The organism is Sphingomonas sp. Leaf10 (assembly GCF_001421245.1).
In the GTDB taxonomy this organism is placed as follows: domain Bacteria; phylum Pseudomonadota; class Alphaproteobacteria; order Sphingomonadales; family Sphingomonadaceae; genus Sphingomonas.
The window spans coordinates 81,519-95,447 of sequence record NZ_LMKE01000032.1; the positions used below are offsets into that span (position 1 = coordinate 81,519).

The 13,929-nt window shown below is 66.7% G+C and carries 11 protein-coding genes and 1 riboswitch; of the genes, 3 read left to right on the forward strand and 8 right to left on the reverse strand.

Annotated elements, in window-relative coordinates:
* Positions 1–59 precede the first annotated feature (59 nt).
* The 4 genes from ASE59_RS16615 to ASE59_RS16630 form a co-directional block, all read right to left on the reverse strand.
* Positions 60–1,088 (reverse strand): methionine synthase, encoded by a 1,029-nt coding sequence (locus ASE59_RS16615; protein WP_200913327.1) that lies wholly within the window; start codon positions 1,086–1,088, stop codon positions 60–62.
* A 25-nt stretch (positions 1,089–1,113) separates the two neighbouring features.
* Positions 1,114–2,097, reverse strand: a complete 984-nt coding sequence (locus ASE59_RS16620; RefSeq protein WP_056458913.1) for a putative oxygenase MesX — start codon at positions 2,095–2,097, stop codon at positions 1,114–1,116.
* Positions 2,098–2,223: 126 nt separating this feature from the next.
* Positions 2,224–2,447: riboswitch (cobalamin riboswitch) on the reverse strand.
* A gap of 70 nt (positions 2,448–2,517) precedes the next feature.
* Entirely contained in the window at positions 2,518–2,889 is a 372-nt protein-coding gene (locus ASE59_RS16625; RefSeq protein WP_156360140.1) for a hypothetical protein, read from the reverse strand.
* A 77-nt stretch (positions 2,890–2,966) separates the two neighbouring features.
* Positions 2,967–3,599 (reverse strand): TetR/AcrR family transcriptional regulator, encoded by a 633-nt coding sequence (locus tag ASE59_RS16630; RefSeq protein WP_162235334.1) that lies wholly within the window; start codon positions 3,597–3,599, stop codon positions 2,967–2,969.
* An 88-nt stretch (positions 3,600–3,687) separates the two neighbouring features.
* Here ASE59_RS16630 and ASE59_RS16635 point away from each other — a divergent pair, with 88 nt between their 5' ends.
* From ASE59_RS16635 to ASE59_RS16645, 3 genes are all read left to right on the forward strand, one after another.
* Positions 3,688–5,151, forward strand: a complete 1,464-nt coding sequence (locus tag ASE59_RS16635) for an efflux transporter outer membrane subunit (protein ID WP_056458919.1) — start codon at positions 3,688–3,690, stop codon at positions 5,149–5,151.
* The gene (locus ASE59_RS16640) at positions 5,144–6,298 is read left to right on the forward strand and encodes an HlyD family efflux transporter periplasmic adaptor subunit (RefSeq protein ID WP_056458922.1); all 1,155 of its coding nucleotides are present in this window, start codon (positions 5,144–5,146) and stop codon (positions 6,296–6,298) included. Before ASE59_RS16635 ends, ASE59_RS16640 begins: the two co-directional genes overlap by 8 nt.
* 136 nt (positions 6,299–6,434) lie before the next feature.
* Positions 6,435–7,961 carry a DHA2 family efflux MFS transporter permease subunit gene (locus ASE59_RS16645; protein ID WP_056458925.1) on the forward strand — a complete coding sequence of 509 codons (1,527 nt, stop codon included), beginning with the start codon at positions 6,435–6,437 and terminating at the stop codon, positions 7,959–7,961.
* Positions 7,962–7,976: 15 nt separating this feature from the next.
* Here ASE59_RS16645 and ASE59_RS16650 read toward each other — a convergent pair whose 3' ends face one another.
* From ASE59_RS16650 to ASE59_RS16665, 4 genes are read right to left on the reverse strand one after another with little or no spacing between them, the layout of a single operon-like run.
* Positions 7,977–8,477 carry a DUF427 domain-containing protein gene (locus ASE59_RS16650; protein WP_056458928.1) on the reverse strand — a complete coding sequence of 167 codons (501 nt, stop codon included), beginning with the start codon at positions 8,475–8,477 and terminating at the stop codon, positions 7,977–7,979.
* Complete coding sequence (locus tag ASE59_RS16655) at positions 8,474–10,183, reverse strand: tryptophan-rich sensory protein (RefSeq protein WP_082458526.1); 1,710 nt, start codon at positions 10,181–10,183, stop codon at positions 8,474–8,476. Before ASE59_RS16655 ends, ASE59_RS16650 begins: the two co-directional genes overlap by 4 nt.
* A gap of 54 nt (positions 10,184–10,237) precedes the next feature.
* A complete protein-coding gene (locus ASE59_RS16660) occupies positions 10,238–11,287 on the reverse strand; it encodes an alpha/beta hydrolase (RefSeq protein WP_056458931.1) in 1,050 nt (349 codons plus the stop codon).
* 16 nt (positions 11,288–11,303) lie between these two features.
* Positions 11,304–13,646 (reverse strand): glycosyl hydrolase family 95 catalytic domain-containing protein, encoded by a 2,343-nt coding sequence (locus ASE59_RS16665; RefSeq protein ID WP_056458934.1) that lies wholly within the window; start codon positions 13,644–13,646, stop codon positions 11,304–11,306.
* Positions 13,647–13,929: the final 283 nt, after the last annotated feature.

Here is a 13,929-nt window from a genome sequence, read left to right on the forward strand (position 1 = left end):
GGAGCAATTTCGTCGCGTTTCGCGTGAATGTCGATCCGGCCTGGAAGGAGCGCCGCCGCTCAGGCCGCCAGTTCGTTGCGGACGATCTCGGCGCCAGCGGCCAGTGCCTTCAGCTTGCCCTGCGCTACCTGCCGCGACAGGGGTGCCATGCCGCAATTGGTGGCGGGATAGAGTTTGTCGGCATCGACGAAGCGCAGCGCGTTGCGCAGCGTGTCGGCGACCTGCTCCGGCGTCTCTACACGATCGGTCGCGACGTCGATCGCGCCGACCATGACCTTCTTGCCGCGGATCAGTTCGATCAGATCCATCGGCACGCGCGAATTCTGACATTCGAGCGAGACGATATCGATCGTCGATTTTTGAAGATTGGGGAAGGTCTGCTCATATTGCCGCCACTCGGCACCCAGCGTCTTCTTCCAGTCGGTATTGGCCTTGATGCCATAGCCGTAGCAGATGTGGACGGCGGTCTCGGCCTTCAGCCCTTCCGCCGCGCGCTCCAGCGTGGCGATGCCCCAGTCGTTCGCCTCGTCGAAAAACACGTTGAAGGCGGGTTCGTCGAACTGGATGATGTCGACCCCGACCGCTTCCAGCTCGCGCGCTTCCTCGTTCAGGATGCGGGCGAACTCCCATGCCAGCTTCTCGCGGCTGCGGTAATGGGCGTCGTAGAGGGTATCGATCATCGTCATCGGCCCCGGCAGCGTCCATTTGATCGGCCGATCGGTCTGCGCGCGCAGGAACCGGGCATCGTCGACGAAGACGGAGCTGGGGCGTGTTACCGCACCAACGACGGTCGGGACGCTGGCGTCATAGCGGTTGCGGATGCGCACCGTCTCGCGCTTCTCGAAATCGACGCCGTCCAGATGCTCGATGAAGGTCGTGACGAAATGCTGGCGGGTCTGCTCGCCGTCGCCGAGGATGTCGATGCCGGCCTGCCGCTGATCATCGACCGCCAGTCGCAACGCGTCCTGCTTGCCCGCGATCAGCTCCGCGCCCTCCAGCTTCCACGGCGACCAAAGCGTCTCGGGCTGGGCGAGCCAGGATGGCTTGGGCAGGCTGCCCGCGGTCGTCGTCGGCAACAATGTCGTCATGATGGATTCCTTTGCGTCATAGGGATCAGAGGCCGCAGGTCGCGGACCAGCGCTGAAGCGCGGCGCCGTGCGGCTTGATGAAATGCTCTTCGGTGAACCTGCCCTGCTGGGCGGCGAGGCGGCTGCGCTCCTCGCGATCATAGACGATGCGGGTGAGCGAATAGTCCTGATAGGTCAGGCTCGGCCGATACTGTTCTGCCGCCACCGAATTGGCGTTGTAGATTTCGGGACGGTAGATCTTCTGGAAGGTTTCCATCGTCGCGATCGTGCTGGCGAGTTCGAGGTTGGTATAGTCGCTGACCAGATCGCCAATATGGTAGAAGGCGAACGGCGCGACGCTGTGCGGCGGCATGAAGTAGCGGACCTTCATGCCCATCTTCGCGAAATACCGGTCGGTCGGCGAGAAATTGTCGTTGCGGTATTCGACGCCCAGGATCGGATGCACATTGGCGGTCCGGTGATACATCTCCCTGCTCGATACGCTGAGGCAGATGACCGGCGGTTTGCGGAAATTGTCGCGGTAGGCGCTCGACTTCAGGAAATGCTTGAAGAGATTGCCGTGCAGATCGCCGAAGCCCTCCGGCGCGCCGCCACCCCCGGCCTTCACATGGTCGGGCAGGACGACGCTGAAGTCATAGTCGCGCACATAGGAGGAGAAGTTGTTGCCGATCATGCCGTCGGACCGCTCCCCGCTGGTCCGGTCGGTGACGGTGGTGTGCAGGATTTCGATCAGCGGAAAGGCTTCGTCATCGGCACCGTCGCCAAGCGTCAGCGCGGCCGAGACGATCGTCAGCGCCAGCGCGTAGCGATCCCCCATGGGATTATCCCAGTGCATCAGCGCGTTGAAGCGATGGTCGATCATCGCCAGCGTGTTGCGGAGGTTTTCCCGCCGGCTGGTGCCCCGCGCGAGATTGGCGAAGTTGGTGGTGATGCGCGTATTGTCGGCCGGACGATAATCCTCGTCGAACGGGATATTGCCGATCGAGAATGTGAACCCGCTATTCGTCATGACTCACCCAAGCTTTGCGGGCGGGAGGTCAGGCGAAAGCGCGCAAGGCATAGGTTGGCCCGGACGGCATCGAGCCACGGACCGCACGCATCAAGCGCGATCCACCGGAGGAACCCCCGTCCGAGGAACGTTATGGCGTCGAAAGGCAGGTCTCCTGGCTCACGGGTCGACGCGGTGGCTCCGGCCTTCCCAGGTTCCTTGCGGGAACCCAGTGACACGAAATGGAGCCGCCACTCGCCGCTTACAGTTGCGGGGGCAGCGCCGGATTCTGCCCCGAAGGGCACCACCGGCTTCCCGTCTTAGCCCCATCGCCACGCCTGGGATGGGGAACCTCGACATTGCCGTTCAACAGCATCGGGCCGATGCTGTCAACCATCATATAAAGATATCTTTATATCGTGGTGATGGCGTCGCGATCGGTCAGGCCAAAATGGTCGACCGCAGCAGCGCGTCGTCGGGTGCCTGCCGGTGATCGATCCACCATTTCGCATCGACCCGCGTGGCGAGGTCGTCGATGCACGTCGGGTGCGATCGCAGCAGCCTAGCGAGGCGTTCGGCACGGATCGTGTCGGCCCATGCCACCTGCCGCGCGCTGCCGGTCAGCGGCGGCAGCGCGTGTCCGGCGATCGCCGCGCGGTGGGCCGCCGCCTCCGCTTCGCGCGCGACCACCCTGCAATCGGCGCAACGTTGCCGCTCCAGCCGACGTTCGCTGCGGGTGCAATCGGCGGCGGTGCCACCGAAGATCTCGTGTTGCTGCGCATGGCCGCAGCGATGCCATATCGTCCGTTTCATGCGCGCGACGATGAGTCGCCGATTCGCGCCGATCCACCGGCATGAGTCGAATTGACTCGCCCGCGCGACGAACGGCGTCAGGGGGTGGCGAACAGCCGCAGGAAGTAGCCGGCGAAGCGCCGCGCCTCTGCCTCCATGCCGTCGGCCGGCGCGGACTCGACGCCCCATAGCCGGCGGTTCTGCTGCGCGCCGCTCATGCCGATCAGCACGCGTGCCATGTCGGTCGCCCCTTCGTCGCGCAGCCGGCCAGCCGCGATCTGTTCGGCGATATAGGTGGCGAGCGCGCGTTCTATATGGCGTGCGGCTTGGTCGTAGAAAATCTGCCCGACCTCGGGAAAGCGTCCGCTTTCGCCCACCACCAGACGCCATGCCGCGACCGCGTCGGGGTGCGCGGTCTTGTTCATGAACACGCGGCAGAAATTGACGAAGGTCGCCTCCATTCCGCCGGGCGTCAGCAACTCGCCGGTCACCTGCTGGCGGAAGGCGGCGGTAACGTCGGCGATCACCGCGGCGAACAATTCCTCCTTCGACCGGAAATAGCTCCACAACGTCGCCTTCGACCCGCCCAGCGTCTTGAGCAGGCCCGACATCGACGTCGCGGCATAGCCGTCCTCGAGGAACGACCGGCGCGCGGCGGCGACGATCGCATTGCGGCGATCCTGTTTGCGGGCTTCGCGCTTGCCGAGGGTCGGTTCTTCGGTATCCGTCATAAACTGTACCGCTGGGTACAGAAAACCGTTGACAGGCGCAAGCGGCGGGATCATGGGGCAAAGCGTACCCACTAGTACGGTTTTCGCCATGATACGCCCGATTCTTCGGCAGGCCCGCCCCCTGGCGCCGCTTGCGGTCCTGTTCCTGTCCGCCTGTGCGAGCGTGCCGCATCTGGCCGATGCGCCGACGCCCCGTGCGCCCGCCAGCTTCGCCGCCGATCGCAGCCTTGCCGCGACCGGTGACGCCGCATGGCCGGCGCAGAATTGGTGGCAGGGCTATGGCGATGCGCAGCTCGACGCATTGATCGCGGAGGGCCTTGCCGGATCGCCCGACCTAGCCGCCGCGACCGCACGGATCGCGCAGGCCGAGGGCTATGCGCAGCAGGCCGGCGCGGCGCGGCTGCCGACGCTGGGCGCGACCGGCAGTGTCGGCCTGACCAAGCAGAGCTACAATAACGGCATCCCCGCCGATTTCGTGCCGCAGGGCTGGAACGATACCGGGCGGGTGCAAGGCGAACTCGGCTTCGACCTCGACCTGTGGGGGCGCAATCGCGCGGCCTATGCAGCGGCGCGGTCGGATACGGAGGCGGCGCGGCTCGACCTCGCGCAGACACAGCTGACGCTGTCGACCAATATTGCGGATGCCTATGCCGATCTGGCGCGGCTGTTCGCCGAACGCGCGGTGGCACAGGCGGCGCTCGACGTGCGGCAGCAGACGGCGAAGCTGACCGCCGACCGGGTGACCGGCGGGCTGGATACGCGGGCCGAATTGAAGCAGGCGGAATCGGCGGTGCCGGCGGCGCGTGCCGATCTGGCGGCGACCGATGAGGCGATCGCGCTGACCCGCAACCGCATTGCCGCGTTGCTCGGCAAGGGACCGGATCGGGGGCTGGCGATCGCCCCGCCCGCCGCGACCATCGCCGCGCGCGGACTGCCGGTCGGCGTCACCACCGAATTGGTCGCGCGCCGGCCCGATATCGTCGCGGCACGGACCCGGGTGGAGGCGGAGGCGAACCGGATCAAGGTCGCGCGGGCCGATTTCTACCCGTCGTTCAACCTGTCGGCGGTGTTCGGCCTCCAGTCCCTGGGGCTGAGCAACCTCATCAACGGCGGATCGACCGCGGGCAGCGTCGGTCCGGCGTTCAGTCTGCCGATCTTTCGCGGCGGCGAGTTGCAGGGGCGCTACCGTGTCGCGCGCGGTACGTTCGATGCGGCGGTCGCCGATTACGACCGGACCGTCACCGACGCCTATCGCGCGGTCGCCGATGTAGTGGTCAGCCAGCGCGCGCTGACCACCCGCCTGACCGAATCGCAGCAATCGCTCGCCGATGCGCAGGCCGGATATGATATCGCGCGGCAACGCTTCGAAGGCGGGCTGTCGCGTTTCACCGACGTGCTGGTCGCGCAGGATCGGGTGTTGCAGGCGCGGCGGATCGTCGCCGATCTGCAATCGCGTGCCTTTACCCTCGACATAGCGCTGGTCCGCGCGCTGGGCGGCGGGTTCACCGCCCCGGCGACCGCACAGCAGAACAAGGATGTGACCCATGGCTGATGCCGATCCCGCCGACCGCAGCTTCGCCGATGCGAAGGCGGCGGCCGACACCCCTGCCCCGTCCAAGCGCAAGAAACTGCTGGCGGGCATCGCCGCCGTCGTGCTGCTGGGCGGCGCGGGCTATGGTGGCTGGTATGCGCTGGTCGGCAGCAACTATGTCGAGACCGACAATGCCTATGTCGGCGCCGAAACCGCGCAGATCACGCCGATGGTCGCCGGACAGGTGATCGCGATCGGCGCATCGGAAACGCAGGGCGTGAAGCGCGGCGACGTGCTGGTCCGCCTCGACGACAGCGACGCGCGGATCGCGCTCGCCAGTGCGCAGGCCGATCTGGCCAAGGCGCGGCGCGAATTCGGGCAGACATCGGCGACCAGCGGCGCATTGTCGGCGCAGGTGCAGGCGAAGGGCGCCGAAGTGACCAGCGCCCGCGCGCAACTGGCATCGGCACAGGCGTCATTCGACAAGGCGCAGGTCGATTTCAACCGGCGGCAGAAACTGGCCCCCAATGGCGCGGTGTCGGGCGACGAACTGACCCAGGCGACCAATGCGCTGGCGGCGGCACGGGCGGAGCTGGAACAGGCGCGGGCGGCGGTGGCCGAGGCCGCGTCGCAGCGGGTTGCGGCGGCTGGCAATCTGGCCGCCAATCAGGCGCTGATCCAAGGCGCGACGTCGAACACCGCGCCCGACGTGCTGGCGGCGGAGGCGCGGGTGCGGCAGGCGCAACTGGACCTCGATCGTACCGTCATCCGCGCGCCGATCGACGGCGTCGTCGCCAACCGCACCATTCAGGTCGGACAGCGCGTCGCGGCGGGTACGACGATGATGCGGATCGTGCCGGTGAACAGCGCCTATGTCGATGCGAACTTCAAGGAAGGCCAGCTGACCAAGGTCAAGCCCGGCCAACCGGTGAAGCTCACCTCCGACCTGTATGGCGACGATGTCGAATATCATGGTCGGGTGGTCGGTTTTTCGGGCGGCACCGGTTCGGCCTTCGCGCTGATCCCGGCGCAGAACGCGACCGGCAACTGGATCAAGGTCGTGCAGCGCCTGCCGGTGCGCGTCGCGTTGGACCCGAAGGAACTGGCGGCGCATCCGCTCAGGGTCGGGCTGTCGATGACCGCCGAGGTAGATGTTTCGGGGCGGTAGTCCGGTCGATCTCCCCTCCCTGACAAGGGAGGGGGCGGGGGTGGGTCGGCCCGCGAGGGAGCGTTCCGTCCGCTCCAAACCTACCCACCCCCCGCCCCTCCCTTGTCAGGTAGGGGAGCAGTAGGGAGCAGTCGGCATGACCGGCCACGACGATTTCAAACCCTTTACCGGCCCGAAGCTGTTGTTCGCCGGGCTGGTGCTGGCGCTGACCAATTTCATGGTGGTGCTCGACACGACCATCGCCAACGTCTCGGTTGGGCATATCGCCGGGTCGCTCGGCATTTCGACCAGTCAGGGGACGTGGATCATCACCTCCTACGCGGTGGCGGAGGCGATCTGCGTGCCGCTGACCGGGTGGCTGGCCGGGCGATTCGGGACGGTCCGGACGTTCGTGTTCGGGATGATCGGCTTCGGCATCTTCTCGGTGCTGTGCGGGCTGTCGACCAGCCTTGCGATGATCGTTGTCGCGCGGATCGGTCAGGGGCTGTGCGGCGGACCGCTGATGCCGCTGACGCAGACGATGCTGCTGCGCATCTTTCCCAGGGAACAACATGGGCAGGCGATGGGGATGTGGGCGATGACCACGGTCACTGCGCCGATCCTCGGCCCCATTCTCGGGGGCACGATTTCCGACAGCTGGTCGTGGCACTGGATCTTCTTCATCAACATTCCGGTCGCGATCTTCTGCGTGTTCGGCGCGCTGCGCCTGCTCAAACCCGCCGAGACGAAGCGCGAGAAGCTGAAGGTCGACAAGATCGGCCTCGCGCTGCTCGTTCTGTGGATCGGGGCGCTGCAGATCATGCTCGACATCGGGCGCGAACATGACTGGTTCACCGATCCGACGATCATCGTCCTTGCCATCGTCGCGGCAGTGGGTGCGGCGGTGTTCGTCGTGTGGGAGCTGACCGAGCGGCAGCCGATCGTCGACCTGCGCGTGTTCCGGCACCGGGGCTTTACGGTGGCGGTTGCGGCGTTGTCCTTCGCGTTCGGTACCTTCTTCGCCTCGGTCGTGCTGATCCCGCAATGGTTGCAGGCGAGCCTCGGCTACACCTCGACGTATGCCGGCTATGCCACCGCGTTCAACGGGATGGGGGCGGTCATCATGTCGCCGTTCGTCGCGAAGATGCTGAAGACGCGCGATCCGCGTGCGCTGGTGTGTTTCGGCATCTTCTGGATCGCGGCGTGCAACCTGTTGCGGGTCGGATGGACAACCGGCTCCGATTTCTGGACGCTGGCGTTCCCGCAGATGTTGCAGGGGTTCGGCATGCCGTTCTTCTTCATCCCGCTGACCACGATCGCGCTGGGTGCGGTCGATCCGAAGGAGACGGCATCGGCGGCGGGCGTCATGAGCTTCCTGCGGACCATGGCCGGGGCGATCGGCACGTCGGTGTCGATGACGCTCTATGCCAACAACATGACCGTGGCGCGCAGCGAGATGGTGTCGCGGCTCAACACCGATGCGACGCAGCAGGCGCTGACCGCGCAAGGCTTTTCGATCGATCAGGTGCGTGGGGCGATCGAGATGACCGTGACACAGGAAAGCAGCACGCTGGCGATCAACCACATGTTCCTGTTATCGGCGATCATCTTTGCCGGCGCCGCGCTGATCATCTGGCTGGCACCACGGCCGCAGCGGGTGGCGGGACCGGGCGCGGCGCACTGACGCCCGCCCCGCCGCTCACCAACCCATGCTGCCGGCTACGCCCTTGAACGGCCCGGCCAAGTCAGGGGTGATCCAGCCACCGTAGAAGCCGCCCGGCTGCGGCACGACGCGCTGCCCGTCGATGCTGCACCGGTCGAGCGGCCCGGCATAGAAGGCGACATGGTCACGCAGCATCGCAAAGGCCGGCGTCGGATCGGGATAGCTCCACGCCACGTCGCGCAGCATGTCGTCGCCGATGACGAGGTGCCAATAGACGGCCTGCCCCTTCCATTCGCACAGCGAGCGGCGGACTGAGCGTTGCAGCACGCCGACGGCGATATCGCCGGGCGGGATGTACCAGCTGGGCGGGTGGCTGGTTTCGAGCGTGCGGATCGCGGCGCGGGTATCGGCGACGATGACCCCGCGATGCTCGATGCGGACATGGCGGTCGCTGGGTTCGGCGATGGCGGGACGCGGATAGTCCCAGACACTCTCCTGCCCCGGACCGACCGGATCGGGCTGCGGCCAGCGGCTCACCGCTTGTTGTCCTGCCAGATGCGCGTCGCGAGCAGCGTCGCGAACCCCAGCCATGCGACGAACGGCACGCCCAGCGCCGCCGCCGGGCGATCGACCTTGGCGGCGGTCACCACATAGGCGGTGCCGGTCGCGATCATCGCCCCCGACGCCGCCGCGCTCGCCCCCAATTGCCGTTCGCGGAAGAACAATTGCGTCCAACTCCCGACCATTGCGCTGTTGACCAGCCACGCCCCCACCGCCGCATTCCGCATCGGCCCGGCCGGTTCGCGCAGCAGCCGGTAGCCGCCGACGGCAAGGCCCGTTTCGAGCACCGGCCACACCGCACCGAATGCCGCGTCGGGCGGGGTGAAATCTGGCTTGTCGAGCCGGCGATACCAGCGGCGAATGCCGGGATGCGACGGGTCCGGCGCGTTGCGCCGCCCGACCAGCGCACTCACGCCCAGCACCGCGCCGACGATGCCGAGCGCCAGCAGCGGCGACAGGCCGGTCTCGGCCGGCTCGGCCACCGGTCGCTCACCCTCGGGCAGGTAGCGCGAAAGGTCGGGTTCGGGCGTATCGCCGCCGAACAGGCTGCCCGACAGCTTGCGCACCGCTGGACGGCTCGCGAGATCGAGCGCACCGTGGAGCAGGCGGATGCCGATCCGGCTGTGCGGGTTCATCAGCCGCGGGGCGATCTTCGGCACGCCCTGCGCATCCTCGACCATCGGCCGCATCTGTCGTTCATATGCGGCGAAGGCGGCAGGGACATCGGCCTGCGCGATCAGCTCCTGCGCCAGCACGTACGCGCCGGTCACCGCCAACGTCGTGCCATAGCCCGCGATCGGCGTGGCGCACCAAGCAGCATCGCCAGTCAGCGCCACCCGGCCGTTCGACCAGCGTGGCATCCGCACCTGTCGCAGCACGTCGAAATAGAAATCGTTGGTGTCGTCCATGCCGTCCAGCACCCGCTGTGCCTGCCACCCGGCATCGGCGAAGCGTTCGCGCAGCCACGCCTTCTGCTTCGCGACGTCCCAATCCTGTTCGCCGCCCGGCGGCTGCTGCACCGACAGCATCGCGCGGGTCGTACCGTGCCGATCGGGGCGGAGCGACACGCTGCGCCCGCCCGGTGCGTTGTACCATCGCCACAACCGGTCGTCGTCGGCCGTGCGCGGAATGGTGAAATAGGCGATGGTCAGATCCATCCAGCGCGGATCGTTCTGGCCGGCAAACACCAGTTCGCGGGTCGTCGATCCAACCCCCTCGGCAACGATCACCGCGTCATAGCGGCCGTTCGTGCCGCTCGCGAAGCCGACCGTCACACCATCGCCGGACTGATCGATCGTCGCGATATGATCGCCGAAGCGATAGGCAGCGTGTTCGCTGGAGGGTTCGTAGAGCAGCCGCGCCAGATCGCCGCGCAGGATTTCCATTTCGGCGGTCGGGCCGTCCTCTTCCTGATCGGCGGTCAGGAACTGGGCATCGACCTTACCATCGGCGTCGACCCACGCGGTTCCTTCCTCACCGGTGCCTTGGTCGAGCGCGGTCCGCTCCAGTCCCATGCGCCGCAACACCTCGCGGCCCGGTCCGCGCACATCGATATTCTGACCGCCGTCACGAAATTCGTCGGCACGTTCGACCACGGTGACGTCGAACCCGGCCCGGCCGAGCCACCATGCGACGATATTGCCGGCGACGCTGGCACCGGTGATGAGGACGGAACGGGACATGGCGGCTCTCCTTCGTCGCGCATAACGGTCGAAGGGCGTTCGGGTCCCCTGCCGTTATTTCGGAAAGGCCAGCGCGTCCGAAAAGAACGGGATCACCACCGTCTGCATCTGCGTCGCGACGCCGCTGGTATGGTCGCCCGAATAGACCTGATAGCGATGCTTGATCCCATAGCGGTCCATCGCGGCATGCAGTTGTTCGGCGCCGTCCTTCAACCCGTCGCGGTCGCCGACGTCGAGGCCGATCGCGCGGTAACGGCGCAGGTCGCCCACATGCTGGTCGAACATCGCGATCGGGGTGTTGGCGTTCCACCGGGCCAGCACGTCGGGCTGCGGCACCCCGTCCTTGATCGGCAGGTCGAGATAGAGCGGCGGCGCCTTCGGATTGGGCGACCACGCAGCGGCGGTGGCGAGTTGCGCGCGCTGTCCCCAGTTCAGCTTTTCGCTGTCGGCGGGCGACTTCATCGCGCGGAACACCTTCTCCTGCTCGGCATCGGTGACGCCCAGCGCGCGGGTGAGCAGGCAGCATGGGCTCATGATATAGATCGCACCGAACGTGTCGGGATGCAGCATGCCGATGCGCGTCGTGCCATATCCGCCCATCGAATGTCCGGCGAGACCGCGGCTTTCGCGGTTGGCAACGGTGCGGTAATGGCTATCGACATGGGCGACCAGATCGCGGGCGATGAAATTCTCGAAATCGCCGACCGTGGCGGAACGCGAATAGAAGCTGCCATTATGCATCGTCTTCGTATCGGGCATCACCACGATCATCTCGCGCGCACCCTTGGCAAAGGCGGCCTCGATCGTTTGCGGGACATGGATCTCGCTTGCCCATTGTTCGGCGCCGATCGAATAGCCGTGCAAGGCATAGACCACCGGATAGCGGCGCTTCGGCGATGTCCTGTAGCTGGGCGGGAGCAGGACGATGACGTGGCGGTCGGCGCTGTTGCCTTCCAGATTGCCTTCGACCGCGCGCGAATGGACGGTAATGCGTTCGACCGCGATCGGCTTGGCGCCAGCGACGGCAGCAGGGGCCGGTGTTGCGACCTGGGCGGTAGCGATGGCGGGCGACAGCAGTGCGAGCGCGGCAAGGATGGTCTTCATTCGTCCAGCTCCAGGGTTAGGCGGAAATCAGCCGCTCGCCGCGCAGGCGGACGATGCGGCCGGGGGTAAGGTCGATGGTGGCGGTCACGTCGTTCAGCCGGACCTGCCGCCGCCCGGCGATACTCGGCCGCAGCACCGCTTCGTCGAGCCGCCCGCCCCGCCAGCGCAGGTCGACCCCCAGCCCGCCGCGCGCGCGCAGGCCTGTGATCGACCCACGGCCCCAGGCGCGCGGCAATGCCGGCAGCAGCAGCAGTTCGTCGTCGCGGCTCTGCATCAGCATTTCGGCGATCGCGCGCGTGCCACCGAAATTGCCGTCGATCTGGAACGGCGGATGCGAATCGAACAAATTGGGGTAGGTCCGCGCCGGTCCCAGCAGATAGGCCAGGATGCGGTGCGCATGGTCGCCGTCCTTCAGCCGCGCCCATAAATTCGCACGCCACGCCGTCGCCCAACCGGTCGATTCGTCGCCGCGCAACTCCAGCGACCGGCGCGCGGCGGCGGCGAGGTCGGGCGTGCGGTCGGGACTGATCTGGTCGCTCGGGAACAGCGCATAGAGGTGCGAGACGTGGCGATGCTTCGGCTCGGGCGCGGCCATGTCCCAATCCTCGCGCCATTCCTGCAACTGTCCGGCGGCACCGATCCGGTCGGGGGCGAGGCGCGCGCGGGCGGCGGCGATCTCGGCAGCGAAGGCGGCGTCGGTGTTCAGCAGCTTCGCCGCGCGGCCGACCTGATCGAACAGGTCGCGCAGGATCTGATTGTCCATCGCCGGTCCGGCGCAGATCGACGCGCCCTTGGGATGGATATTCTCGGGCGACAGCGACGGGCTGGTCAGCAGCCCGCCGGTCGCCGGATCGACCTGCAACGTGTCGAGAAAGAACAGCGCCGCGCCGCGCATAATCGGATAGACCGACCGCAGGAAATCGAGGTCGCGGCCATAGTCGTAATGATCCCATAAATGCGTGCACAGCCACGCACCGCCGGTCGGCCACAACCCCCATTGCGCGCCGTCGACCGGGGCGGTCGCGCGCCACAGGTCGGTATTGTGGTGGCACACCCAACCGCGCGCGCCGTACATCGTCCGCGCAGTCCGCTCGCCGGTGATCGTCAGCTCGCGCATCATCGCCACGAACGGCGCCATGCACTCCGATAGCCCGGTGACCTCGGCCGGCCAGTAGTTCATTTCGGTATTGATATTGACGGTATATTTCGACTGCCATGGCGGATCGACCTTGTCGTTCCAGATGCCTTGCAGGTTCGCCGGTTGCCCGCCCTTGCGCGACGAAGCGATCAGCAGATAGCGGCCATAGTTGAAATACAACGTCGCCAATGCCGGATCATCCCCCATCCGATCCGCTGCGACGCGCCCGTCGGTCGGCCGCAGCGCCGCCGGGGTCTCGCCAAGATCCAGCTTCACCCGGTCGAACAGCGCGCGATGTGCTGCCAGCGCCTGTCGCCGAATCCTCGGCTCGCCTTTCGCCCGCGACCGTTCGAGCATGTCCAGCGTCGCCGCTTCGGGATCACCACCCACATCGTCGAACCGGCGAAAGCTGGTCGCCATGGTCAGCAGGATGGTCACGCTTCGTGCGTCGGCGATCTCGATCCGGTCGCTCCCCGCCGTCACCCGCCCCTGCCCGGCCGAAACATGCGCCCGCGCCGCAAACCGCAGCGCCCCCGCGATACCGGTCCGCGCGCCGTTGCGGCCGGTCATCGTCAGCACGCCGCCGGTCGCCGAAACCTCGACGCCCGATTGCGGCGACGTCATGCCGACCGACAGGCTAAAGGGTCTGTCGCTACGCAACCGGACCACGATCACATCGTCATCGGACGCGGCATAGACGTCGCGCCGAAACCGCGTGCCGCCGAGCACGAACTGCGTTTCCGCCGTCGCCGTTTCCAGATCGAGCGAGCGGCGATACTCGCTCGCCTCCCCTGCCCCGGTCAATTCGAGGATCAGGTCGCCAAGCGGCTGATACGCCATCTGCGTCAACGGCTTCGCCATCACCTTGGCGTTCGCCAGCTTCTCCGCCTCGGCATAACGACCTGCCGCGATCAGCGCGCGAACCTCCGGCAATGCCGTCCGTGCCGACGGATTGACCGGATCATAGGGGCCGCCGCTCCACAAGGTCGCTTCGTTCAGTTGCAACCGCTCGCGCGCGACCCCGCCGAACACCATCGCGCCCAGGCGGCCGTTTCCGATGGGGAGCGCCTCGGTCCACAGATCAGCCGGTTGCCGATACCATAGGGCCGTGGTCGCCGACGTCGGTGGGACGGTAGCCGATGCCGGCAGGGCTGTTGCGGCAAGGCCGGCGGCGGCTCCCTTGAGGACGGTCCGGCGATCGGTGCGGGGAAGCTGGGTCATGCGGCGGAGACTAGGCGGTAAATCCGGCCGCACAAGCGCCGTGGAGGGGCCGCCAGACACCGCGGCATTCGCTTTTCAAAGATTTTGTTCCCGCGAATCGAAAATAGCTGTTGACCTCCCAATCGCCTCCCCCTAGATGGGTGTCACCGCAGCGGTGGCCGACACGGTCGCTTCTGCTTCAACCGGGACCTGGCACTGACCGAGAGGTTGGTGTCATGTGGTTCCGGTCTCTCTATCGCCGGTTCGCTGGTGCTTCGACCTTGGGGTTTGGAGCGGGGAGTGT